General features: G+C 64.2%; 23 protein-coding genes. 13 read left to right on the plus strand and 10 right to left on the minus strand.

The window, feature by feature from the left end:
* Nucleotides 1–149 precede the first annotated feature (149 nt).
* The 3 genes from rplS to rimM form a co-directional block, all read right to left on the minus strand.
* Entirely contained in the window at nt 150–695 is a 546-nt protein-coding gene (rplS, locus tag DEM25_RS05985; protein WP_109768942.1) for a 50S ribosomal protein L19, read from the minus strand.
* A gap of 193 nt (nt 696–888) precedes the next feature.
* Entirely contained in the window at nt 889–1,602 is a 714-nt protein-coding gene (gene trmD / locus DEM25_RS05990) for a tRNA (guanosine(37)-N1)-methyltransferase TrmD (RefSeq protein WP_109768941.1), read from the minus strand.
* Nucleotides 1,599–2,144 carry a ribosome maturation factor RimM gene (gene rimM / locus DEM25_RS05995; protein WP_109768971.1) on the minus strand — a complete coding sequence of 182 codons (546 nt, stop codon included), beginning with the start codon at nt 2,142–2,144 and terminating at the stop codon, nt 1,599–1,601. The genes trmD and rimM overlap by 4 nt, the downstream gene beginning before the upstream one ends.
* A 94-nt stretch (nt 2,145–2,238) precedes the next feature.
* Between rimM and DEM25_RS06000 the strand changes: the two genes are divergently transcribed.
* Together DEM25_RS06000 and DEM25_RS06005 are read left to right on the plus strand one after the other, a co-directional pair.
* The gene (locus DEM25_RS06000; protein WP_109768940.1) at nt 2,239–3,177 is read left to right on the plus strand and encodes a tyrosine recombinase XerC; all 939 of its coding nucleotides are present in this window, start codon (nt 2,239–2,241) and stop codon (nt 3,175–3,177) included.
* Nucleotides 3,178–3,248: 71 nt separating this feature from the next.
* The gene (locus tag DEM25_RS06005) at nt 3,249–4,334 is read left to right on the plus strand and encodes a TraB/GumN family protein (RefSeq protein WP_109768939.1); all 1,086 of its coding nucleotides are present in this window, start codon (nt 3,249–3,251) and stop codon (nt 4,332–4,334) included.
* Between the two features lie 7 nt (nt 4,335–4,341).
* On the opposite strand, the gene rlmN is transcribed toward DEM25_RS06005, so the two are convergent.
* A complete protein-coding gene (gene rlmN, locus DEM25_RS06010) occupies nt 4,342–5,577 on the minus strand; it encodes a dual-specificity RNA methyltransferase RlmN (protein ID WP_109768970.1) in 1,236 nt (411 codons plus the stop codon).
* Between the two features lie 117 nt (nt 5,578–5,694).
* Nucleotides 5,695–6,210 carry an invasion associated locus B family protein gene (locus tag DEM25_RS06015; RefSeq protein ID WP_196780279.1) on the minus strand — a complete coding sequence of 172 codons (516 nt, stop codon included), beginning with the start codon at nt 6,208–6,210 and terminating at the stop codon, nt 5,695–5,697.
* Nucleotides 6,211–6,551: 341 nt separating this feature from the next.
* Here DEM25_RS06015 and DEM25_RS06020 point away from each other — a divergent pair, with 341 nt between their 5' ends.
* From DEM25_RS06020 to DEM25_RS06050, 7 genes are all read left to right on the plus strand, one after another.
* Nucleotides 6,552–7,124 carry a sigma-70 family RNA polymerase sigma factor gene (locus DEM25_RS06020; protein WP_375566368.1) on the plus strand — a complete coding sequence of 191 codons (573 nt, stop codon included), beginning with the start codon at nt 6,552–6,554 and terminating at the stop codon, nt 7,122–7,124.
* 48 nt (nt 7,125–7,172) lie between these two features.
* The gene (locus DEM25_RS06025) at nt 7,173–7,502 is read left to right on the plus strand and encodes a hypothetical protein (RefSeq protein ID WP_109768938.1); all 330 of its coding nucleotides are present in this window, start codon (nt 7,173–7,175) and stop codon (nt 7,500–7,502) included.
* 227 nt (nt 7,503–7,729) lie between these two features.
* Complete coding sequence (sdhC, locus tag DEM25_RS06030) at nt 7,730–8,149, plus strand: succinate dehydrogenase, cytochrome b556 subunit (protein ID WP_109768937.1); 420 nt, start codon at nt 7,730–7,732, stop codon at nt 8,147–8,149.
* Between the two features lie 10 nt (nt 8,150–8,159).
* Nucleotides 8,160–8,540 carry a succinate dehydrogenase, hydrophobic membrane anchor protein gene (sdhD, locus tag DEM25_RS06035; protein ID WP_109768936.1) on the plus strand — a complete coding sequence of 127 codons (381 nt, stop codon included), beginning with the start codon at nt 8,160–8,162 and terminating at the stop codon, nt 8,538–8,540.
* Nucleotide 8,541: 1 nt separating this feature from the next.
* Nucleotides 8,542–10,392: a succinate dehydrogenase flavoprotein subunit gene (gene sdhA, locus DEM25_RS06040; protein ID WP_109768935.1), complete on the plus strand. Its 1,851-nt coding sequence runs from the start codon at nt 8,542–8,544 to the stop codon at nt 10,390–10,392.
* Between the two features lie 115 nt (nt 10,393–10,507).
* On the plus strand, nt 10,508–12,115 hold the full coding sequence (locus DEM25_RS06045) for a sulfatase-like hydrolase/transferase (protein ID WP_109768934.1): 1,608 nt from the start codon (nt 10,508–10,510) through the stop codon (nt 12,113–12,115).
* Nucleotides 12,116–12,293: 178 nt separating this feature from the next.
* Nucleotides 12,294–13,073: a succinate dehydrogenase iron-sulfur subunit gene (locus DEM25_RS06050; RefSeq protein ID WP_109768933.1), complete on the plus strand. Its 780-nt coding sequence runs from the start codon at nt 12,294–12,296 to the stop codon at nt 13,071–13,073.
* 16 nt (nt 13,074–13,089) lie between these two features.
* Here the strand turns inward: DEM25_RS06050 and DEM25_RS06055 are convergent, their stop codons facing one another.
* Nucleotides 13,090–13,659: a winged helix-turn-helix transcriptional regulator gene (locus DEM25_RS06055; protein WP_109768932.1), complete on the minus strand. Its 570-nt coding sequence runs from the start codon at nt 13,657–13,659 to the stop codon at nt 13,090–13,092.
* Nucleotides 13,660–13,699: 40 nt separating this feature from the next.
* On the opposite strand from DEM25_RS06055, the gene DEM25_RS06060 reads away from it, so the two are divergent.
* A complete protein-coding gene (locus DEM25_RS06060) occupies nt 13,700–14,077 on the plus strand; it encodes a VOC family protein (RefSeq protein WP_109768931.1) in 378 nt (125 codons plus the stop codon).
* 22 nt (nt 14,078–14,099) lie between these two features.
* Here DEM25_RS06060 and DEM25_RS06065 read toward each other — a convergent pair whose 3' ends face one another.
* Both DEM25_RS06065 and DEM25_RS06070 read right to left on the minus strand, forming a co-directional pair.
* Nucleotides 14,100–15,077: an alpha/beta fold hydrolase gene (locus DEM25_RS06065; protein ID WP_109768930.1), complete on the minus strand. Its 978-nt coding sequence runs from the start codon at nt 15,075–15,077 to the stop codon at nt 14,100–14,102.
* An 87-nt stretch (nt 15,078–15,164) separates the two neighbouring features.
* A complete protein-coding gene (locus tag DEM25_RS06070; RefSeq protein ID WP_158585179.1) occupies nt 15,165–15,866 on the minus strand; it encodes a fused DSP-PTPase phosphatase/NAD kinase-like protein in 702 nt (233 codons plus the stop codon).
* Between the two features lie 177 nt (nt 15,867–16,043).
* Between DEM25_RS06070 and msrA the strand changes: the two genes are divergently transcribed.
* Together msrA and DEM25_RS06080 are read left to right on the plus strand one after the other, a co-directional pair.
* Complete coding sequence (gene msrA / locus DEM25_RS06075) at nt 16,044–16,694, plus strand: peptide-methionine (S)-S-oxide reductase MsrA (RefSeq protein WP_109768928.1); 651 nt, start codon at nt 16,044–16,046, stop codon at nt 16,692–16,694.
* 156 nt (nt 16,695–16,850) lie between these two features.
* Nucleotides 16,851–17,753, plus strand: coding sequence for a 1-acyl-sn-glycerol-3-phosphate acyltransferase (locus DEM25_RS06080; protein WP_109768967.1), 903 nt, complete (start codon nt 16,851–16,853; stop codon nt 17,751–17,753).
* Between the two features lie 69 nt (nt 17,754–17,822).
* Here the strand turns inward: DEM25_RS06080 and fsa are convergent, their stop codons facing one another.
* Nucleotides 17,823–18,476, minus strand: coding sequence for a fructose-6-phosphate aldolase (fsa, locus tag DEM25_RS06085; protein ID WP_109768927.1), 654 nt, complete (start codon nt 18,474–18,476; stop codon nt 17,823–17,825).
* Nucleotides 18,477–18,561: 85 nt separating this feature from the next.
* On the opposite strand from fsa, the gene DEM25_RS06090 reads away from it, so the two are divergent.
* Nucleotides 18,562–20,760, plus strand: coding sequence for a primosomal protein N' (locus DEM25_RS06090; RefSeq protein WP_109768926.1), 2,199 nt, complete (start codon nt 18,562–18,564; stop codon nt 20,758–20,760).
* A gap of 24 nt (nt 20,761–20,784) precedes the next feature.
* Here the strand turns inward: DEM25_RS06090 and DEM25_RS06095 are convergent, their stop codons facing one another.
* Nucleotides 20,785–21,240 carry a hypothetical protein gene (locus tag DEM25_RS06095; protein ID WP_158585180.1) on the minus strand — a complete coding sequence of 152 codons (456 nt, stop codon included), beginning with the start codon at nt 21,238–21,240 and terminating at the stop codon, nt 20,785–20,787.
* Between the last annotated feature and the right edge of the window lie 257 nt (nt 21,241–21,497).

Below are 21,497 nucleotides of genomic sequence, written 5' to 3' on the forward strand. Positions count from 1 at the left end.
CCCGGAGGCGGACGGGCAAAGGCCGACAGTGGCCCGGAAACGGATGGCAGGCAAGGGCGTCTTGTGCGGTGCCGCAAACGAAAAGGCGGACCTTCCGGCCCGCCTTCGCGTCGTCCCCCGCTTGCGCGGTTATGCCGTCGGCTGCCGCCTTATTCTTTGGTTTCCGCCTCAGCGGCTGCCGCTGCTTCCGCCTCGGCCGCCTTTGCGGCTTCGGCTGCTTCCTCTGCGGCCTTTTCGGCGGCGAGGGCCTGGGCGGCGGCAACCTTTTCAGCCTCGATGCGGGCGCGCTCTTCGGCCAGCGCCTGACGCTCGGCCTCGTTCAGCTTGCGGGCGCGGGCGCCGGTGTTCTCGGCGATGCGGGCCTTTTTGCCGCGCAGGCCGCGCATGTAATAGAGCTTGGCGCGGCGGACCTTGCCGCGGCGGACGACCTCAACGGCCTCGACCAGCGGCGAGAACAGCGGGAAGACACGCTCGACGCCTTCGCCATAGGAAATCTTGCGGACGGTGAAGTTCTCGTTGAGGCCCGAACCGGCGCGCGCGATGCACACGCCCTCATAGGCCTGAAGACGCGTGCGCTTGCCTTCGGTCACGCGGACCTGAACGCGCACGGTGTCGCCGGGCGAGAAATCGGGAAAGGTGCGCTTTTCGCTGATTTTGGCGGCCTGCTCGGCCTCGAGCTGACGGATGATGTCCATCTCGACTGTCCTTCTTGTTCTTTTGAACCGCCAGAGCGCTCGCTGGGGTGCACAATCGCCGTCGATGCGGTCTCATCGTGCAGCCTGGCCCGGATTTGGTCCCGGACCGGAGCGGTGGTCATGCCCGTAGTTGCTGTAAAGACTTCGGTTTGTCCGAAATTCCGCGCGCTCATACAGGAAGCCAGCGGTTTTGTCACCTGTCCGCCGTCGGTTTTTTGCGCGCCTGCGCTTGCCAGAGGTCGGGGCGGCGCGCCTTGGTCAGCGCTTCGGCTCGTTCGCGCCGCCATGCATCAATTCTGGCATGGTTGCCCGATGTCAGCACATCGGGAATCGTCCGGCCTTCCCACTCGGTCGGTCTGGTGTAGTGCGGATGTTCGAGCAGCGCGGCTTCGAAGCTCTCCGTCTCACCGGACGCGGCATTGCCCATCACGCCGGGCAGCAGCCGAACAACCGCGTCGAGCAGCACCTGCGCCGCGATTTCGCCGCCCGAGAGCACATAGTCCCCGATTGACACCTCGGTAAGTTGCCGCGCCTCGATCACCCGCTCGTCGACGCCCTCGAACCGACCGCAGACGATGACGGCGCCGGGCCCGGTGGCGAGATCGCGCACCATGGCCTGGGTCAGCGGCGTGCCGCGCGGGCTCATCAGGAGGCGCGGGCGTCTGTCTTCTGTCGACGACACGTGATCGATGGCCTTGGCGAGAATGTCGGGCCGCAGCACCATGCCGGCGCCGCCGCCGGCGGGCGTGTCGTCAACGCTGCGGTGCCTGTCGGTGGCGAAATCGCGAATCTGCGTGACATCGAGCGACCAGGCGCCCGATTTGAGTGCCTTGCCCGCCAAGGCCTGGCCCAGCGTGCCGGGGAACATGTCCGGATAGAGCGTCAGGATCGATGCCTTGAAACTCATGACGCCTCGTCCTCTTCGGGCCGGGCGATGATCTCGCCGGGCGCAACGAGGGTCAGGCGCCCGGCATCCATGTCGATCTCGGGCACGACCGCGCGAGTGAACGGATAGAGTTCGGTACGGCCCCCGCCGGCCGGCCGCACTTCGATCATGTCGTCGGCGCCGAAATTGTGAACCGCGACAATCGCGCCGATGCGCGCTCCGTCAGCGTCTACCGCATCCAGCCCGACCAGATCGTCGATGAAGAACTCATCGTCTTCCAGTTCGCCGTCGGGAAGCCTCGATCGGTCGACAAAGAGTTCGGTTCCGTTGAGGGCTTCGGCCGCCTCACGGCCGTTGACCTGTTTGAAGCGGACGACGACCACGGTCTTGGACGGCCGGATGGCGGTGATCTCGAACAGGTTGCCGTCCTTGTCGAACAGCGGGCCATAGTCGCCCAGTGCCACGGGGTCGCCGGTGTGGGATTTGACGCGCACTTCGCCCCGCACGCCGTGGGGCGCGCCGATGACACCCATCAGGACCGGATTAGACGGTTTCGTGCTCATGGGTGTGCGATAATCGCTTTTGCGCGGCACGCCAAGCGGCGGCTTTGTGGCCGTCATCAAGCAAGCGGTAACCGGGGCGGCCTAGAGTGGATCCATGACCCAAGCGCTCCTGCCCGCTCGACCGGATCTGATCGCCGCGCGCAAGGCGTGGCTGCAAAAGCTCGCCGGCGAACGGCGGCTGGCGGCCAATACGGTCGAAGCCTATGAACGCGATACGCGGCAGTTCCTGCACTTTCTCGCCGACCATCAGGGTGGACCGCCCGGCGTCAGGCAGATCGCCGATCTCAAGCCGATGGATCTGCGCGCCTTTCTGACGCGGCGGCGCGCGCAGGGTGCGGGCACGCGGTCGCTGGGCCGGAACCTTGCGGCGGTGCGCTCCTTCCTGCGCCATCTGGAAAAAGAGGGTCTGGCCAACGCGGCGGCGGCCACCGCGATGCGCGCGCCGCGTCAGCCCAAATCCCTGCCCAAGCCGCTGACGGCCGCCGACGCCGTGCGCGCGGTTGATGCGGACGAACAGCTCAATGACGAACCCTGGGTCCGCGCCCGCAATGCCGCGGTGCTGACGCTTCTTTACGGCTGCGGGCTGCGCATCGGCGAGGCACTGTCGCTCGATGGCGGCGATCTGCGCGACCGGTCGGCCCGCTCGATTGCGGTGACCGGCAAGGGCGGCAAGACGCGCACCGTGCCGCTTCTGCCGGCCGTTTTCGAGGCAGTGGATGCCTATCGCGATTTGTGTCCCTACGATCTTTCGCCCGGCACACCGCTGTTTCGCGGTTTGCGCGGCGGGGCGCTGCAGCCCGCCGTGCTGCAACGGGACATGCGGCGCCTGCGCGGCGCGCTCGGGCTGCCCGACACCGCCACGCCGCACGCGCTGCGCCATTCGTTCGCGACGCATCTGCTCGGTTCCGGCGGCGATCTGCGCACCATCCAGGAGTTGCTGGGCCATGCGAGCCTATCGACGACGCAGGTCTATACCGGCGTCGATTCGCAACGCCTTCTCGAGGCTTGGCGCGCCGCCCACCCGCGTGCATGACGGTTGCATTGTCGCACTGTTAACGATTGCGTTTAACGGAAACGTCGTCACTGGCCGCTAATCTCGCGCGCATGGAAAACCTTGCCGTCAATGCCGTATCATTCGCCGACAGGCTGAGCGGCCCCGCGCTGAAACTGGTCGCGGCGCTCAACATTGCGTTCGCGGCGTTGCTGTTGCTCACGATCATATCGGCGAGTGCACGCGCACAAGATGCCGGTCTGCCGGCCTGCACGGGCGTCAATCTGCTTCAGGAACTCGCTGATACCGATCCCGAAGCGCACCGCGCGGTTCTGGCCGAAGGCGCCGAAACGCTCAATGGTGACGCGATCCTGTTCCGGATCCAAAAGAACGGTGTCGCGCCGTCCTATCTGTTCGGTACAATGCATATGACCGATCCGCGCGTTACCGAACTGCCAGCCTTTGCCCAGGACGCCTTCGATGCGTCGGACGTGCTCGTCATCGAAACGACGGAAATCCTCGATCCGGCCAAGTCGCAGATGGCGCTGCTCACCCGGCCGGAACTGACCATGTTCACCACCGATGAACGGATCAGCGATTTTCTCGATGCCGGCGACGAGGCCGTGCTGCGCGAGGGCCTGGCGAGCCGCGGGCTGCAACTGGCGTTGGTCGACCGGATGAAGCCCTGGCTGGTTGCCGCCATGGTGGCGCTGCCCGAATGCGAGATGGCGCGCAAGCAGGCCGGCCAGCCGATCCTCGACATCGCTCTGGCCGAACGCGCCGAAGCGGCCGGCAAAGAACTGGTCGGGCTTGAAACGATCGTCGAACAGCTTGAAGCCATGGCTTCGCTGCCGATGGCGTTTCACGTGCGCGGTCTGGTCGAGACGATCGCGCTCGGCGACCGGATCGACGATGTGATCGAGACGATGATCGCACTCTATGGCGACGGGCAGACCGGGCTGGTCTGGCCGGTGCTGCGCGTCTTTACGCCCGAGGCGGTCAGCGATGAGGGCGGTTATGCCGCGTTCGAGCAGACCATGGTGACGGCCCGCAACCACACCATGGCCAAGCGCTCGCTGCCGATCTTGGAGACGGGCGGCGCTTTCATCGCGGTCGGTGCGCTGCACCTGCCGGGCGAAGAGGGTCTGGCAAAACTTTTCGAAGACGCCGGGTACACGGTCACGCCGGTTTACGAGTGACGGCCGGTCACTCGCCGTGGCCGACAATCATCATCGCCTCGTAGGCCAGGCGCTCGGTCTTCTTCATCCGTTCTGACTCCGACTTGAGCTGGCCGCAGGCGGCGAGAATATCCTGGCCGCGCGGTGTGCGGATCGGCGAGGCATAACCGTTGGCGTTGATGAAATCGGCGAATTTTTCGATCTGCTCCCAGTCCGAACACTCATAGTCCGAGCCGGGCCATTTGTTGAACGGAATCAGGTTGATCTTGGCCGGAATGCCCTTGAGGAGGCGCACCAGTTCCTTGGCGTCGGCGAGTGAATCGTTGACGCCCTTGAGCATGACATATTCGAACGTTATGCGGCGCGCGTTCGACAGGCCTGGATAGGCGCGGCAGGCAGCCAATAGGTCGGCGATCGGGTACTTCTTGTTGATCGGCACCAGCACGTCGCGCAACTCGTCGGTGACCGCATGCAGCGAGATGGCCAGCATGGCGCCGGTTTCCTCGCCGATCGGCCCGATCTTCGGCACGACGCCCGAGGTCGACAGCGTCACGCGGCGCTTGGACAGCGACAGCCCGTCGCCGTCGGTGAAGACCTGCATCGCATCGCGCACATGCTCGTAATTGTAGAGCGGCTCGCCCATGCCCATCATGACGATGTTGGAGACCTTGCGGCCTTCGGACGGCACGATCGCGCCGGCCGGCGTGTCGGCGTCGGGGAAGTCGCCAAGGCGCTGGCGGGCGAGCATGACCTGCGCGACGATCTCGCCGGCGGTCAGGTTGCGGACAAGCGTCTGCGTTCCGGTGTGGCAGAATGTGCATGTCAGCGTACAGCCGACCTGGCTGGAGACGCACAGCGTGCCGCGCCCTTCCTCGGGGATATAGACAGTCTCGATCTCGACCGGTTTGCCGGCTCCACGCGGCGGAAACCGCAGCAGCCATTTTCGCGTGCCGTCGGCTGAAATCTGCTCTTCGACGATCTCGGGACCGGCGATGGTAAAGCGCTCCGCGAGCGTCGCCTTGAGGTCCTTGGAGACATTGCTCATGGCGGCGAAATCATCGACGCCGCGCACATAAAGCCAGTGCCAGAGCTGCTGAACGCGCATCCTGATCTGCCGGTCGGGCACACCGGCATCCCGCAGCGCCTCACCCAGCCTTGCCCGCGTCAGCCCGATCAGCGACGACCGGTCGTCGATGCGGCCCGCCTGCACGGCGGCAAGCTGCGCGCGCGTCGCTTCGTCGCGTATGTCCAGTGAAATGGCCATGGCTTCGGACCGGATTGCGTCGGTGAAGCCCGCATATGTGCCATGGGGGGGCAAAGCGCAAGAAAAAGCCGGACCCGAAGGCCCGGCCATTGCGGAACGGGACGGTGCAGAGCGGCGCTACTGGCAGTTCTGGATCGCGTTCAACGCCGCGGTCACGCCCGACAGCGAATACTCGTAGGTGGTGTTTGTGCCGCGTCTCGAGGTGGCCTGAACCACCATGCGCGAGCCGGCCCGCATGGCGGCAACCAGCGCGGGATCCTGTGCTGCGTTCTCGGTCCAGGCGGTGTTGTCCTTGGAGAAGAAGGAGAAGGGCGCGCCGTCCACGGTCACCGTGACTTTCGAGTTTTCCTGGAGCGTGTACCCGGCGATGAACTGCGGCTCGAATGTCACGTTCTGGCCGCCCCGCTGGGTGACGACGAAGAAATTATCCCCGTGATTGACGTTCGAGGGCTGCTTGGTCAGCGGTACCGAAACCACATAGCAGACCTTGGCGCCGCCGGACTGATAGCTGATGGCACCCCAGTCGTTGAACTGTCCGATGCGCTGCGGCGTCTGCGCCTGCGCGGCAACGCTGCCGGTCATCAGCGCGCCCACCGCAACCGCTGCCGCCAAAACTCGTTTTCCGTGAAGCATTGTTCCTACCAAGTTCAAAAGGGGCCGCATAAGCGTGTCAGCGCCCGGATTTGTGCCGTTCGCCCATGGCTTCCACCTTGGAAAAAGATGGTTACCAAACCATGAACGGGACCGGCTTTCGACCTTCGTGCCGACCATGTCACGGCATCGCTTCGAAGCGCCATCCGGACGTCTTGGTGCCCGCCTATCGGCCTTGACGAATGCCTGTCGCCGAGGAAAACGGCAACAGTTTGACTTTGTTCGGCAAATTGGGCGAATGTCGCCCGATCGGCGCAAATGGTCGGGCTGACGGGCCCTTCACAGCGCGCATGGCGCCCTTGTCCGGAACCAGAGACTGTTTGATGAGCGAACAGCACAAACACTTCGCTGCGCTGGCCGCGCGCGTGGCCAGCGACCGCGACAAGACCGCCTTCGCCGAACTGTTCGATTTCTTCGCGCCGCGCATCAAGGCCTATCTGCGCCGTCTGGGCCTCGAGGACAGCGCCGCCGAGGACATCGCCCAGGAAGTGATGATCGTGCTGTGGCACAAGGCCAACCTGTTCGATCCGACCAAATCGTCGCTGTCGACCTGGCTCTTCCGCGTTGCCCGCAACCGGCGCATCGACGCGTTGCGGCGGGACAAGTCCGGGCTTCTCGATCCGGACGAACCGATGCTGCGGCCGGCCGAATCACCGCTTCCCGATGCTATGATGGATGGCGAACAGCGCGATGCGCGCGTGCGCGATGCACTGGCGGGCCTGCCGGAGGAGCAGGTGGGGCTGATCCGCATGGCATTCTTTCTGGGCTATTCGCACAGCCGGATCGCCGACGAGACCGGACTGCCCCTCGGCACCGTCAAGTCTCGCATCCGACTCGCCTTCGGACGGCTGCGGCGGGCGCTGGAAAAGGACGAACAGGTCGACACCGATTTCTGAGCGCTCCTCTTGCTTGCCCCTCCCAAATCTCTGGCGTAAGCATCGGCGATGGTTTCGATTCGCGTTTGCCTTGCCGTTTCCGTCGCCTGTTCCTCGGCGCTTCTCGCCGCATGCTCGACCGGCGGCGATGTCGGCTTGAGCCAAAGCGCCCAACCCCGTCTCGCCAGCTGGAGCTGCACCGGCGGTGTGCGGCTGACGATTGCGCGCACCGGCTCCGGGCTCGATATCACGGACAGCCGCGGCGTCACCGTCAGCCTGCCGCCCGATCCGCCCGGACAGCGCGAACGCTATGCCAAGACGGGCTATGCGCTGGTGTTCGCCGGCCGGACGGCAAGCTGGTTCGCCAGCGGCCAGGCGCCAACGGATTGCCGTCGCTGAGCGACGTTTGCGCGCATAAGGAGGCCCGCCTTTCCCGTTCGCCGGTCAACATCGGATCGAGGACACGCCGGTTCTGCGGCCTGGTCTCCGCGTCCGACCAATTGACGATGGCACGATGCCGCATGACCTTTGACGCAGTGCGAAACGCGCTCTAGAACATTTCCAATCGCGACGCTGCGCGAGCCGTTTGGCAGCGCGCACCAATCAGAACGATCAAGGGGAAAGCGGTGTCTTCAACCAGCTCGTCGGCCACCAGCGGCCAGGCCAGGAAGGAACGGCCGCTTTCGCCGCATCTGTCCATCTACAAGCTGATCCCCAACATGATCGCCTCGATCATGCATCGCATCACGGGGGTCGCGCTCTACTTCGGCACCGTGCTGGTGGCCTGGTGGCTGATCGCGGCGGCGGCGGGTCCGGCCTATTTCGACTACGTCAACGGCTTCTTCGGCTCGCTCTTCGGCATGCTGATCCTTCTGGGATACACGTGGGCCCTGATGCATCACCTTCTGGGCGGCCTGCGGCATTTTGCCTGGGACGCGAGCAAGCTGATCAGCAAGCAAATGTCGACCAAGCTCGCCTATGCGACGTTCATCGGGTCGGGCGCGTTGACGCTTCTGGTCTGGCTGATCGCCATGCTGGTGCGCTGAGGAGATCGCCATGTCCATCAAGACACCGTTCAAGCGCGTCGAAGGCCTGGGATCGGCCAAGGACGGCACCGAGCATTTCTGGCGGCAGCGCCTGACCGCGCTGGCCAATGTGCCGCTGATCATCGCCTTTGTCTGGATCGTCGTTTCGCTCAACGGCGAGGACCACGCCACCGTCGCCGCGACCTTCGCCAACCCGTTCGTTGCGGTGGTCATGCTGCTGGTGATCGTGTCGGCGCTTTATCACGCCAAGCTCGGCATGCAGGTGGTCATCGAGGATTACATCCATGGCGAGCTGGCGAAGTATGCGCTGCTCGTCGCCAACATCTTCTTCACCTTCGGGATCGCGGTTCTCGCGGTCTTCGCCATACTGAAAATGGGTTTCGGAAGCTGACATGAGCACCAACGGCAATGCAGCGGCACCGGGCGTCAACGGCCGGGCCTACACCTACGAGGACCACAAGTTCGATGTGGTGGTCGTCGGCGCCGGCGGCGCGGGCCTGCGCGCGACACTGGGCATGGCCGAGCAGGGCCTGAGAACCGCCTGCATCACCAAGGTGTTTCCGACCCGGTCGCACACGGTCGCCGCCCAGGGCGGCATCGCTGCGAGCCTGCAGAACATGACGCCCGACAGCTGGCAGTGGCACATGTACGACACCGTCAAGGGTTCGGACTGGCTCGGCGATGTCGATGCCATGCAGTATCTCGCCATGGAAGCGCCCAAGGCGGTCTATGAGCTCGAGCATTATGGCGTGCCGTTCTCGCGCACCGAGGACGGCCGCATCTATCAGCGCCCGTTTGGCGGGCACATGCAGAATTATGGCGAAGGGCCGCCGGTGCAGCGCACCTGTGCGGCTGCCGACCGCACGGGCCATGCCATCCTGCACACGCTTTATGGCCAGTCGCTGCGCAACAATGCGCAGTTCTATATCGAGTATTTCGCCATCGACCTGATCATGGACGAGGACGGCACCTGCACCGGTGTCGTTGCCTGGAACCTCGATGACGGCACCATCCACCGCTTTTCGGCCAAGATGGTCGTGCTGGCCACGGGCGGTTATGGCCGGGCCTATTTCTCGGCCACATCCGCGCATACCTGCACGGGCGACGGCAACGGCATGATCGCGCGCGCCGGCCTGCCGCTTCAGGACATGGAATTCGTGCAGTTCCACCCGACCGGCATTTACGGCGCGGGCTGCCTGATCACGGAAGGCGCGCGCGGCGAAGGCGGCTATCTGGTCAATTCCGAAGGCGAGCGCTTCATGGAGCGCTATGCGCCGTCAGCCAAGGATCTTGCCTCACGCGATGTCGTCTCGCGTTGCATGACCATGGAAATCCGCGAGGGGCGCGGCGTCGGCAAGAGCGCCGACCATATCCACCTTCATCTCGATCACCTCGACCCGGCGGTTCTGTCCGAGCGCCTGCCTGGCATCTCCGAAAGCGCCAAGATCTTCGCCGGCGTCGATGTCACGAAAGAACCGATCCCGGTGCTGCCGACCGTGCATTACAATATGGGCGGCATTCCCACCAATTATTGGGGCGAGGTGCTGAACCCGACCGATGGCGACCCCAATGCGATCGCACCCGGCCTGATGGCCGTCGGCGAAGCGGGCTGTGCATCCGTGCATGGTGCGAACCGTCTGGGTTCGAATTCGCTGATCGATCTGGTCGTGTTCGGTCGCGCCGCAGCCATCCGCGCCGGCGAAGTGGTTGATCGCGAAGCATCCGTTCCCGATATCAATCGCGCATCCTGCGACAAGATCATGGAGCGGTTCGACCGGTTGCGGCATGCCAACGGCGGTACGCCGACCGCCGATCTGCGCCTGAAGATGCAGACGATCATGCAGGAGGACGCCGCCGTCTTCCGCACGCAGGAGACGCTCGAACAGGGCTGCCGCCGCATGGACGCAGCTCATCAGGAACTGGCCGACATCAACGTCACCGACCGGTCGATGATCTGGAACTCGGACCTTGTCGAGACGCTGGAACTGGAAAACCTGATGGCCTGCGCGATCACCACGGTCTATGGCGCCGAGGCGCGCAAGGAGAGCCGTGGCGCCCATGCGCGCGAGGATTTCAAGGACGGCCCGATGGCGGGCCGCGACGACGAGAACTGGCGCAAGCACACGCTGGCATGGATGAGCGAGACCGGCGCGGTGACGCTCGACTATCGGCCGGTGCACACCGATCTTCTGGCCGAGGGCATCGAACTGGCCAAGATCGCGCCGAAAGCGCGGGTGTACTGACGCCTTCTGGTTAGGGTGCCGTTTGAGCAGCCGCCGCGGCGTGTCCGGCCCGGTAAACCCGATGGCAATGTCTTGGACATAAGGTATTCCGGTACGAGCCGGGAGCCAATTGTCGATGACGCCTCAGACCACGCCTACACCACAAACCGAGCCCAAGGCCGAAGCTGGCGGATGGGTGTTCGGCGTGACGCTGACGCTGCTCGGATTTGGCTTCATGCTGCAAAGCCTGTTCGACACCGACATTGTCGTATCGGGCCTCGTTGTTCTGGTGGTCGTTGTGCTGGTCAGCCTTGCCGGGCCCCGCCGAGGGCATAGCGGTCGCGCGCGCTTTCTGCCGCCGCTGGTCCTGTTTCCGACGCTCCTTTTTGCGTTCTGGTACTTCATTACCATCAAGTTCGGCCAGTTCGGGCTTGGCCCGATCCTGTTTCATGCCAATCATGGCGTCGAAGCGAATGGGGTCGTCAGCGAGTTCCTTCGTACCTCGCGTATGCCGCTGGCCTATATCGTCGCGCTTGTCGTCGGGCTCTGGCTGCTGTCGGCGACCGACCACCGGTTTCGCCGGATCGACCGGCTGGCGGTTCTGCCGCTGCTGGTCTTCAACCCGTTCACCTGGTCGGTGGCAGAATATGTCGGCGATGCCGAAGCCGCCTCGCACAAGGTGGTCTATAGCGGCTATGCCGAGATTGGCGATCTGCGAAAGGCTGGAACCAACAGGCCAAACCTTCTGATCCTCTACCTTGAAAGTAGCGAGCGGACTCTGATGGATGAAGGCGCGTTCGGCGACGTGATGGCGCCGCTTGCGCCGTTTGCCGCACGCGGGATCGAGCTGACCAATCTGCACGAGGCGGCGCTGACGAACTGGACGCTGGCCGGACAGGTTGCCTCCCAGTGCGGCGTCCCGCTGATGCCGCTGGGTCTTGTGACACACAACAGCTTTCATTTCATCGATGATGCGTTCATGCCGGGCGCCACCTGCCTTGCCGACCTGCTGAAGCGCGACGGTTACCAGACGACGGTGATGCAGACCGCGCCGCTGCGGTTTGCAGGCGCGGACAAGTTCGCCGCCAGCCACGGGTGGCAAAAGCCATTGGCGTTCAGCCAATTGCGCGCCGACTATCCCGATGGCGGCAATGAATGGGGGCTCGATGACGAGGACATTTTCGACGCGGCGTTCCACGAGATCGAGCGCATCGTCGAAACCGGGTCGCCCTTTGCGCTGTCGGTGACCAATATTGGCGGCCACACGCCCAACGGCTTTGTGTCGCGCAGCTGTCACGGTCGCCCGACGGTCGACCGCTTCGACGATCCGACGCTCAAGGCTTTCCGTTGCTCGCACGAACTGGCCGCCGAACTGCTTGATCGGCTCGAAGTGTCCGGCCATCTCGACAACACCGTTGTCGTGATCCAGAGCGACCATCTGGCGATGCGCAACTCGGTCTACCGGCAACTCAAGCAGCGTGAACGGCGCAATTTCTTTGTCGCCTTCGGCCCCGGCATTGAACCGCAGGCGATCGACCGCGACGCGACCATGATGGACGTCTATCCGACCATCCTCGAGCTGCTCGGCTATGCTCCACCCGATGGCCGGGCCGGGATCGGTGTCTCGCTTCTTTCGCAGAACCATACGCTGATTGAAACGCACGGATTGCCTGCGCTGGACAAGGCGATCTACGGCGATACGGCACTGCGCAACCGGCTCTGGGGCGTCGAGGCGGGCAGTTGATGCGCGTCGATTTGGCCAAGGCACCGGACCATTTGCGCAGTTGCAACATTGCAGCGCAACATCGATAACATGCGCACTTTGGTCCAACTTGATCGGGCCGTGCCGCTTCACTATCACCTCCGGTGAGCGGCCCACGCGATACGTGGTCAGCGCCGGTTGCAGAAAAGAGACAAGGCAGATGGTCGAACTCGCCCTACCCAAGAACTCCCAGATTGAACCCGGCCGGTCCTGGGCCCGCCCGGAAGGGGCCAACAATCTCAAAGAGTTCCGCATCTATCGCTGGAGCCCGGACGACGACCAGAACCCGCGGCTCGACACCTATTACGTGGATCTCGACGATTGCGGGCCGATGGTGCTCGACGGCCTTTTGTGGATCAAGAACAGTGTCGACCCCACACTGACGCTGCGCCGGTCGTGCCGCGAGGGGATTTGCGGCTCCTGCGCGATGAACATTGACGGCACGAACACGCTGGCCTGCACCAAGGGCATGGACGAGGTGGAAGGGCCGGTGAAGGTCTATCCGCTGCCGCATTTGCCGGTGGTCAAGGATCTGGTGCCGGACCTGACCAATTTCTACGCCCAGCACCGGTCGATCGAGCCCTGGCTGAAGACGACGACGCCGGCGCCCGAAAAGGAATGGAAGCAGAGCCATGAGGACCGCGCCAGGCTGGACGGGCTCTACGAGTGCATCCTGTGCGCCTGCTGCTCGACCTCGTGCCCGTCCTATTGGTGGAACGGTGATCGCTATCTGGGTCCGGCCGTTTTGCTGCAGGCCTATCGCTGGCTGATCGACAGCCGCGACGAGGCCACCGGCGAGCGTCTTGACCATCTGGAAGACCCGTTCCGGCTTTATCGGTGCCACACCATCATGAACTGCACCCAGGCCTGCCCGAAGGGGCTCAACCCTGCCAAGGCGATCGCCGAGATCAAGCAGATGATGGTCGAGCGGCGCGTCTAGCTGTCGAGGCTCCTCATCAAGCCGTTTCGTCGGCCAGGGCAGGCTCTTCTCGACGACCTAAACCGGCCGCACGGGCGATGGCAGCGCCGGTTGCCGTGGCGCGGTAGAACGCGCGGGGCGGCCGGGCATCCTCGTCCACGGTTCGGGTGACCCAGCCGCACGCTTCCAGTGACTTCAGCGCCTGCGACAGGGCCCTATTGGTGATGGAACCCAACGATCGGCCGATCTCATTGAACGTCCGCGGCGCCTGAAGGAGCGCCAGGACAGGAACGGTCCAGGCCCGGCGCAAAAGGTCCCGGTGCTGTGATGCCGCTGCGGCCTCGGTGAGCGCATGGGCAATGGCGGCAATATCCTGACCAGCCCCGGTCAGGCGGAACTCGGGTCGGAGCGGATGGCCGTGCCCGGGATTGCGCTCGACAAGGCCGAGATCAACCAGGTGCGTCACGCTCTGCGCAAAGGCTGTGCGGCCGGCGCCGGTCGCCGTCAGAAGTTGTGCCTGGCGGCCCGGAACACCCTCGTGCAGGGCGGCAAGGATGGCGAGGGACCAAGCCTTGCAGGTGATGTTGACAAGCGTCTCGATGTCCATAAAATATACTTAGCATAATTTTAAAACAAAGGAAGACGCCATGCCGGTCGTGACGCTGGACGAAACAATCACCATCGCGATCTCCGTGCGCGACCGACATGCCAGCGCCAAATGGTATGGCGAGATGCTGGGGTTCGAGCCGCTCTACCATGCCGACGATGTGGGCTGGAGCGAGCTGACGACGTTCTCGAAGGGCGTCACGCTCGGCCTAGGTGAGCAGGCCGAACCGGCGCCGGGCAATTCGGTCCCGGTGTTCGGCGTCGCCGACATCCAAACCGCACGCCGGAACCTTGAAGCGGCCGGCGTGGCCTTTGACGGTGAGACGATCGAGATTGACGGGATGGTTCGTACCGCAACTTTTTACGACCCGGACGGCAACGCGCTGATGCTGGCCGAGGATCTGACAAAGGCAGCCTGACCGTTTCGATCCCGCCCTCCGCCTATTGGCCGTTTGTCGGGTTGCCGGCGATGCGGTCAATGAAGGCGGCGATCGTATCGAACATCTCCTTGCCGCGGCCGATCCAGATGTGTCCGCCATCGGGATAGACGATCAGTTCGGCGCCGTCGACCATCGCTGCGATGTGCCGCGCGCTCGTGGCGGTGTCGAAGAAATCATCCTCCGCCGAGATCGCCAGCGTCGGAACGGCAATGCGGCGGACGTCGAGATCGCCATAGCCGCCGACCGTGTCCGCCCACAGCCCTTCGGCGCGTGCGCTTACCGGCAGGATGCTGCGCCTTATGCGCGCCACGCGGGCCTGCTCGGCCGGCCCGGCGGCCGCAACCAGCGCCGGGTCGGTCGCCAGGACCAGGCGGGTCATCCGGTCCGGCATGAATTCGATCGCCAGCCAGAACAGAAAGTCGGAACGGAGCGCCGCCTTGACGAGGCGCTCCTGCAATGGCGACCAAGGTTCGACCGGCGGCAAACCGGGAACGTCGAGGGCGGGTACGATCAGGATGAGTGCGGCGCAGCGCTCGGGATGGCGGATCGCGAAGGCCAGTGCGGAGCGCGCGCCAGCCGATCCGCCAATGACGGCGACCTGGTCGAGACCCAGCGCATCGAGAAGATCGACGAAAACGTCGGCCTGCGCATTGGCGGACCGGTCCTCCGGCGCGGGCGACCCGGGATAGCCGAAGCGCGACGGCGATATGATCTTGTAACCGCGCTCGGCGAGCGGCCCGGCCATGGACAATCCCTGATCGTAGCCGCCGCCCGAACCATGGATCATCAGGACGGGCGGACCGTCGCCGGCCTCCGCATAGGCGAGTGGTCCGCTGCGCGTTTGGACCTGCTCGACGGCAAAGGCGGCGAGCCGCTGCTGCGCCTCGATCAGGGCGGCCTGATATCGGGCATACAATGTGCCGGCGCCGATCACGGCAACGGCAAGCAGAGCCGCAAAAACCCAACGGGTGATCTTCATGGGCGCCCGCCTCCGTCCGTTCGCATCCCGCGCCTAGCACAGCGGGCACAATCGAGCGTTGACCGGCGTCAAGGCGGTCGGACGCCGCTATTCCCGACGCAGGATCCGGTCGACCAGGAAGTTCCCCGCCCGGCTGGCCTGATAGGCGTCCATCATCGCCTGCTTGTCATAGTCTGTATGCAGCCAGTCGCGAAAGGCGATGCCGCGTTCGCGATGGGCGTCCCTGTAGGCTTCGATGAACGCGTCGAGCATGCCGGTCTTGGCGTGCTTGAGATGCAGGTAGCGGAACGACAATTGGGCCAAAGCGTCCTCAGGCGGGCGGCCGGACCAGAGCATGTAGAGCGCAGCCCCGAGCCCGGCGCGGTCGGCCCCGGACTTGCAGTGCATCAGAAGCGGTTTTTCGGCGCGCTCGAAGATCGCAAAAAGCGCTTCGACCTCTTCGATCGTCGGCGGCATGCGCGAATAGAGCCGTGTGTCGATCATCTCGATGCCGGCGCGGGCGCATTCTTCCCGTTCGAGAAAGTAGGACCCCCAGCGCGACGGACCGCGCAGATTGATGATCGTCCGGATGCCGCGGCGTTCGAGATCGGCGATCTGGGCCGGCGATGGCTGGTTCGAGCGCCAGACGCCCGGAGCGATTTCGTGCAGATTACGCCACCAAAGCCGCAGGAAGCCGTGATCGAACACCATCATGTCCAGATGGGCCCAGCGCCGGTTGGCGGGCTTCGACAGATCGGCGGTCCAGCCGTCACGCCAGATCGAGTGTCGTTCGCGAAAGGCGGATTTCAATCGGGCTATCAAGACAGTCGTGCCGCCGGTGGTTGGACCGCGCGGCCTGCTTAGGCACGAGGGCGCCATTTGGCAAGCGGCGGGCGGTTGCCGCAACTCACACAGAAGTGTTCCGGCTTGAATTGCCTTGGCCGTGGGAGGGCGTATGTCGAGGGCAGAGATCGCAGGAGCCCGGACATGCCGAAAAAAGTCATCCACGCCACCTTCCTTGCCGCCGCCTTGGCCATCGGCGCCATGACGGGCGCGGCCCAGGCCGAAACCCGGTCGCTGATCGTCGCCGGCGGGTGCTTCTGGTGTGTCGAGAGCGATTTCGATCACGTGGCCGGTGTCGTCGGCACCACATCGGGCTATGCGGGCGGCGAGATGCAGAACCCGACATACCGGAACCACGGCCGGCACCGCGAGGTTGTCAAGATCGACTATGATTCGTCGGTGACCGACTACAAGACGCTGATCGAGATTTTCCTGCGCACCGTCGATCCGCTGGATGCGGGCGGTCAGTTCTGCGATCGCGGACGCTCTTACGAAACGGCGATCCACGCGGCCACTGATGCCGAGAAGATGGCGGCGCTCGAGGCGGTCAATGCAGCCTCGCAGGCTCTTGGACAAGAGGTGGTCATCCCCGTCGAGGGGCCGGTGACATTCTGGCGGGCCGAGGACTATCACCAGGATTATTATCTGAGCCAGGAACGCCAGTTGACGCGGTTCGGCTATGTCACCCGTGCCGAGGCTTACAAGGGCTATCGAAAGGGCTGCGGCCGCGACGCGCGCGTCAGGCAAATCTGGGGCGCCGAGGCCTATCGGGGCGTCGACAAGCCCGCGACCTGACTCGCGCGAACGCCGCCAAATCTTTGCCACGGCGGCATTTTTTGACGTTCACGCGCCAAATGTGCCGGTCGGCATTTTCCAGCCATTGCCTCCTGTGTCATAATAACGATACAGAAATCGGCAAGGGACGGTGAACTGCGACCGGACATCATGGCCATGGAAATCCAGAGCGCGACTTCAACCTTTGCGGGCGTGATCAACGGCCGCAGGGCCGGCACTGCCGCCGATGCAGACCCGCATATCGTCGACCAGCTCATCGCCGAACGCGGACAGACGCTGGTCAAGAGTCCCCTGTGGCCGGTGCTTCGCCCGGCGCTCTACAAGGTTCTGCACTACGACGAAGCCGTGCGCATGGCCGATGCCGTGGCTTCGATGAGCGGGCTGGATTGCTTCGGCCATATCAGCGATCTTCTGAAGCTCGATGTGCGCGTTCAGGGCAGCGGTCATCTGCCGTCGGAAGGCGCGTTCATTCTGGTTTCGAACCACCCGACGGGCATCGCCGATGGCGTGGCCGTCTACGACATGCTCAAGAACATTCGTCCCGACTTCATGTTCTTTGCCAACCGCGACGCGATCCGCGTCAACCAGCGGCTGGCCGAGATCATCATTCCGGTCGAATGGCGCGCCGACCAGAAGTCGCACGCCAAGAGCCGCGAAACGTTGGTGCAGACCAATGGCGCCTTCAAGGATGGCCGGGCCATCGTCCTGTTCCCGTCCGGGCGCATCGCCTACTGGTCGCACGGCGCGCTGCGGGAGCGGCCATGGATGGCCACCGGGATCCAGATGGCCAAACGCTATCACGTGCCGATCGTGCCGATGCACATGGAAGCGCGCAATTCGTGGCTGTTCTACCTTTTGGCGCACCGCAACCCGGAATTGCGCGACATGACGGTCTTTCATGAGCTGCTCAACAAGACCGGCAAGACCTTCTCGATGACGCTCGGCGCGCCGATTCAGCCGGAGACGCTCAACGGCGACGTACAGGACCTGACGGTCCAGCTGCAGGATCATTGCGAGCACACGCTCAAAGACGATCCCGGTGCCGTTTTCTCAGCCTGAACGCGTCGCTTTCGCGGGTCGCGTTGGCCGGCAGGCCGCGTTGAAAAACGGCGCCGGCCTGTCCGCAGGTCAGGCGATCTTCTGTCCGGTCTTGGCCCAGTCGGCGAGAAATGCGTCGAGCCCCTTGTCGGTCAGCGGATGCTTGACGAGCGCCTTGAGTGTCGCCGGCGGGACCGTCGCCACATCGGCGCCGAGCAAGGCCGCTTCCTTGACGTGATTGACCGTGCGGATCGAGGCGGCAAGGATTTCGGTGTCGAATTCGTAATTATCGTAGATGGTGCGGATTTCCTCGATCAGCTCCATGCCGTCGATGGCCATGTCGTCCAGGCGGCCGATGAAGGGCGAGATGAACGTCGCGCCCGCCTTGGCGGCCAGAAGCGCCTGATTGGCAGAAAAGCACAGAGTGACATTGACCTGCTGGCCGCCCTGCGTGATCGCCCGGCAGGCTTTCAGCCCGTCCATGGTCAGCGGCAGCTTGATGCACACATTGTCGGCGATCTTGCCGAGAATGTCGGCCTCTTTCATCATGCCGTCGAAATCGGTCGCGGCGACTTCGGCCGACACCGGGCCGTCGACGATGTCGCAGATTTCCTTGGTGACCTCGGCGATGTCGCGCCCCGATTTCAGGATCAGCGAGGGGTTGGTTGTCACCCCGTCCAGCAGTCCGATATCGTTAAGCTCCCGGATTTCGCCAACGTCCGCCGTATCGACAAAGAACTTCATGATTCCTCTTCCCGCGTTCGTGTTATGCGGCCGCGCCGCCCTTTCGGGTTTCGTTTAGAACAATCCGGCGTCAAGGTCACGGGTGATGTCCGACGATTCGAAAAATGTGCCGCGGACCGTGTCGGTTCTGGTGCCGACGCCGTCGCCGGTGCCTTACACATATGCGCTGCCGGACGGCGTTTCGGCGGACCCGGGCGCGATCGTCCAGGTGCCGCTCGGACCGCGCCAGGTGGCCGGAATCGTCTGGGAGGCCGGGGATAACGGCAACGACATCGATCCCGCCAAGCTGCGCCCGGTCACGACGGTTTTCGATTGTCCGACGCTGACGCCGGACATGCGCCGTTTCATTGCGTGGGTGTCGCGCTACACGCTTTCGGCGCCGGGCATGGTGGCGCGCATGGTGCTGCGCGCCCCTGCGGCGTTCGAGCCGGAAGCGCCGGTCGCGGGCCTCGCGCTGACCGATGAACGCCCGCAGCGGATGACATCGGCGCGTGAGCGCGTGGTGGCGCTGGCTGCCGAAAGCAGCCCCATGGCGTGGACCCGTTCGGGCCTTGCCCATGCGGCCGGTGTCTCGCTTTCGGTGGTGGACGGGCTGGCTGCGGCCGGCACGTTCGAGGCCGTGACCCTGCCGCCCACAGCGATCGTGGCACCGCCCGATCCAAATCATGGCCCGCCGGACCTTCATGACAGTCAGGCGCGCGCGGCCGAGGCGTTGACGGGCGACATTCAGGCGGACCGGTTCGCCGCAACGCTGCTGGAAGGGGTGACGGGCGCGGGCAAGACCGAGGTCTATTTCGAGGCGATTGCGGCGGCCGTCAGCGCAGGCCGGCAGGTTCTGGTGATGCTGCCGGAGATCGCGCTGACGCAGGCCTTCATCGACCGATTCGAGGCGCGGTTCGGCGCGCCGCCGGCGCCGTGGCATTCCGACCTGCCGCCGAAAACCCGCGAGAAGGTCTGGCGGCAGGTTGCCGAAGGATCGGTCGAGGTTGTCGCCGGCGCGCGTTCGGCGCTGTTTCTGCCGTTTGCCGATCTCGGGCTCGTCATCGTCGACGAAGAGCATGATGCCGCCTATAAGCAGGAGGATCGCGTCTATTACAATGCGCGCGACATGGCTGTCGTACGCGCCAAACTGGCCGATTGTCCGGTGGTGCTGGTCTCGGCCACACCATCGGTTGAAACCCGTCACAATGCGCTTGAGGGCCGCTACCGGCATTTGCGCCTTGACCGCCGCCACGCCGATGCGGCGCTGCCCGACGTCGCGCTTGTCGACATGCGCCAGAACCCGCCCGCCCGGGGCGGGTTCCTGTCACCGGTCCTGCTCGATGCGATGGCACAAACGCTCGAAAAGCAGGAACAGTCGCTCCTGTTCCTCAACAGGCGCGGCTATGCACCTTTGACGCTGTGCCGGGTGTGCGGACATCGCTTTGCCTGTGAGAACTGTTCGGCCTGGCTGGTCGAACACCGGTTCCGGGGCCAATTGCAGTGCCACCATTGCGGCCATCACGAGCCCGTCCCCGAAGCCTGCCCCGAATGCGGCACGTTCGACCATCTGGTGGCCTGTGGGCCGGGCATCGAGCGGATCGCCGAGGAAACGCTGACGCATTTCCCCGATGCGCGGGTGATCGTCCTGTCGTCGGACATGGCCGGCGGCGTCAAGCGGCTGCGGCTCGAGATGGAGGCGATCGCCAAGGGCGAGGCGGACATCATCATCGGCACGCAACTGGTCGCCAAGGGCCACAATTTCCCGCTTCTGACGCTGGTCGGCGTGGTCGATGCCGATCTGGGTCTGGCAAACGGCGATCCGCGCGCCGCAGAGCGAACGTTCCAGCTCTTGTCGCAGGTGACCGGACGCGCGGGCCGAACCGGCCGGCAAAGCCTTGGCCTGATTCAAACCTTCCAGCCTGACCATGCGGTTCTGAAAGCCTGCGCCAGCGGCGATGCGGAAGCGTTTTATGCCGCGCAACTGGCCGAACGTGAACGCGGGCGCATGCCACCCTTCGGCCGGCTGGCGGCGGTAATCGTGTCTGCAACCAACCGCCCTGACGCCGAGGCGCACGGACGGGCATTGCGTGCCGCTGCGCCCTCATCGAGCGACATTACGGTCTTGGGTCCGGCCGAGGCGCCGCTCGCCATGGTGCGCGGCCGCCACCGGTTCCGACTGCTGGTGCATGGTTCGGAACGCGCCGACATGCAGGCCTATCTGCGGGCGATGATCGCGACCGCGCCCAACCCCCGCGGCTCGGTCCGCGTTGCGGTCGATGTCGATCCGCAGAGTTTTCTGTGAGGGCCCGAGTTGCCCCGTTTCCCGCTAGCGAATCGACCGGCTTCGCGAATCGTATCCGCCCCAAACGGTCGTCGTTGTGTTCCCGTCCGCGGTCACATCGAAGCGATAGCTCGATACGGTGTTGCCCGTGGTGTTGCAGGGTGGCAGAAACCGGTGATTGACCACCGTGGTTCCGGACCCGTCCGACGTGACGCGGGTGCGACGATGTTCAAATGTCGTCCCATTGCTGATCTGATCCCACATCCTGATCCGGATCGGCACGCCGGCAACGGGCGAGTGCCGGATCGTCAGTGTCGGCGGCGCTCCCCGACCGCCCAGACGCGTGCAGATATTGTCGAGGGTCAATGGCGAGACGGAAACCGAATTGACCTGGAAATCGACGGCAGTGGAGGCAATCTCGGCAGATGTGCCAGCGGTTTGCGTACAGCCCGTTACGGCCGCCATTGCGACAGTTGCACCGATAATAGTTGTAATTCTCATGAAAACCCCCCTATCGTTTCAAGAATTGCGTGTTTTGAATATGTCGTGACAGAAATTTCTATTCTTGTAAATTCATCCAAAGTATCAAATTACAATGCGATGATAATCCAATGCGAATGTTTGCTTCGGGTCGGGCGATAAGGGGCGCCGTCCGAACACCTTTGACGGCGTTGATCGCCGCCACACCCAGCCCGCGTGGATCGGTCCGCGTGGCGGTCGATGTCGATCCGCAGAGTTTCCTTTGACGTATCTTGCCA

The sequence above is a fragment of the Oceaniradius stylonematis genome, assembly GCF_003149475.2.
Lineage (GTDB): Bacteria > Pseudomonadota > Alphaproteobacteria > Rhizobiales > Rhizobiaceae > Roseitalea > Roseitalea stylonematis.

Coding starts and splice junctions, on each gene's coding strand:
- rplS (WP_109768942.1), bottom strand. CDS start 695: ATGGACATCATCCGTCAGCTCGAGGCCGAGCAGGCCGCCAAAATCAGC.
- trmD (WP_109768941.1), bottom strand. CDS start 1,602: ATGAGTTTCAAGGCATCGATCCTGACGCTCTATCCGGACATGTTCCCC.
- rimM (WP_109768971.1), bottom strand. CDS start 2,144: ATGAGCACGAAACCGTCTAATCCGGTCCTGATGGGTGTCATCGGCGCG.
- DEM25_RS06000 (WP_109768940.1), top strand. CDS start 2,239: ATGACCCAAGCGCTCCTGCCCGCTCGACCGGATCTGATCGCCGCGCGC.
- DEM25_RS06005 (WP_109768939.1), top strand. CDS start 3,249: ATGGAAAACCTTGCCGTCAATGCCGTATCATTCGCCGACAGGCTGAGC.
- rlmN (WP_109768970.1), bottom strand. CDS start 5,577: ATGGCCATTTCACTGGACATACGCGACGAAGCGACGCGCGCGCAGCTT.
- DEM25_RS06015 (WP_196780279.1), bottom strand. CDS start 6,210: ATGCTTCACGGAAAACGAGTTTTGGCGGCAGCGGTTGCGGTGGGCGCG.
- DEM25_RS06020 (WP_375566368.1), top strand. CDS start 6,552: ATGAGCGAACAGCACAAACACTTCGCTGCGCTGGCCGCGCGCGTGGCC.
- DEM25_RS06025 (WP_109768938.1), top strand. CDS start 7,173: ATGGTTTCGATTCGCGTTTGCCTTGCCGTTTCCGTCGCCTGTTCCTCG.
- sdhD (WP_109768936.1), top strand. CDS start 8,160: ATGTCCATCAAGACACCGTTCAAGCGCGTCGAAGGCCTGGGATCGGCC.
- sdhA (WP_109768935.1), top strand. CDS start 8,542: ATGAGCACCAACGGCAATGCAGCGGCACCGGGCGTCAACGGCCGGGCC.
- DEM25_RS06045 (WP_109768934.1), top strand. CDS start 10,508: ATGACGCCTCAGACCACGCCTACACCACAAACCGAGCCCAAGGCCGAA.
- DEM25_RS06050 (WP_109768933.1), top strand. CDS start 12,294: ATGGTCGAACTCGCCCTACCCAAGAACTCCCAGATTGAACCCGGCCGG.
- DEM25_RS06055 (WP_109768932.1), bottom strand. CDS start 13,659: ATGGACATCGAGACGCTTGTCAACATCACCTGCAAGGCTTGGTCCCTC.
- DEM25_RS06060 (WP_109768931.1), top strand. CDS start 13,700: ATGCCGGTCGTGACGCTGGACGAAACAATCACCATCGCGATCTCCGTG.
- DEM25_RS06065 (WP_109768930.1), bottom strand. CDS start 15,077: ATGAAGATCACCCGTTGGGTTTTTGCGGCTCTGCTTGCCGTTGCCGTG.
- msrA (WP_109768928.1), top strand. CDS start 16,044: ATGCCGAAAAAAGTCATCCACGCCACCTTCCTTGCCGCCGCCTTGGCC.
- DEM25_RS06080 (WP_109768967.1), top strand. CDS start 16,851: ATGGAAATCCAGAGCGCGACTTCAACCTTTGCGGGCGTGATCAACGGC.
- fsa (WP_109768927.1), bottom strand. CDS start 18,476: ATGAAGTTCTTTGTCGATACGGCGGACGTTGGCGAAATCCGGGAGCTT.
- DEM25_RS06090 (WP_109768926.1), top strand. CDS start 18,562: ATGTCCGACGATTCGAAAAATGTGCCGCGGACCGTGTCGGTTCTGGTG.
- DEM25_RS06095 (WP_158585180.1), bottom strand. CDS start 21,240: ATGAGAATTACAACTATTATCGGTGCAACTGTCGCAATGGCGGCCGTA.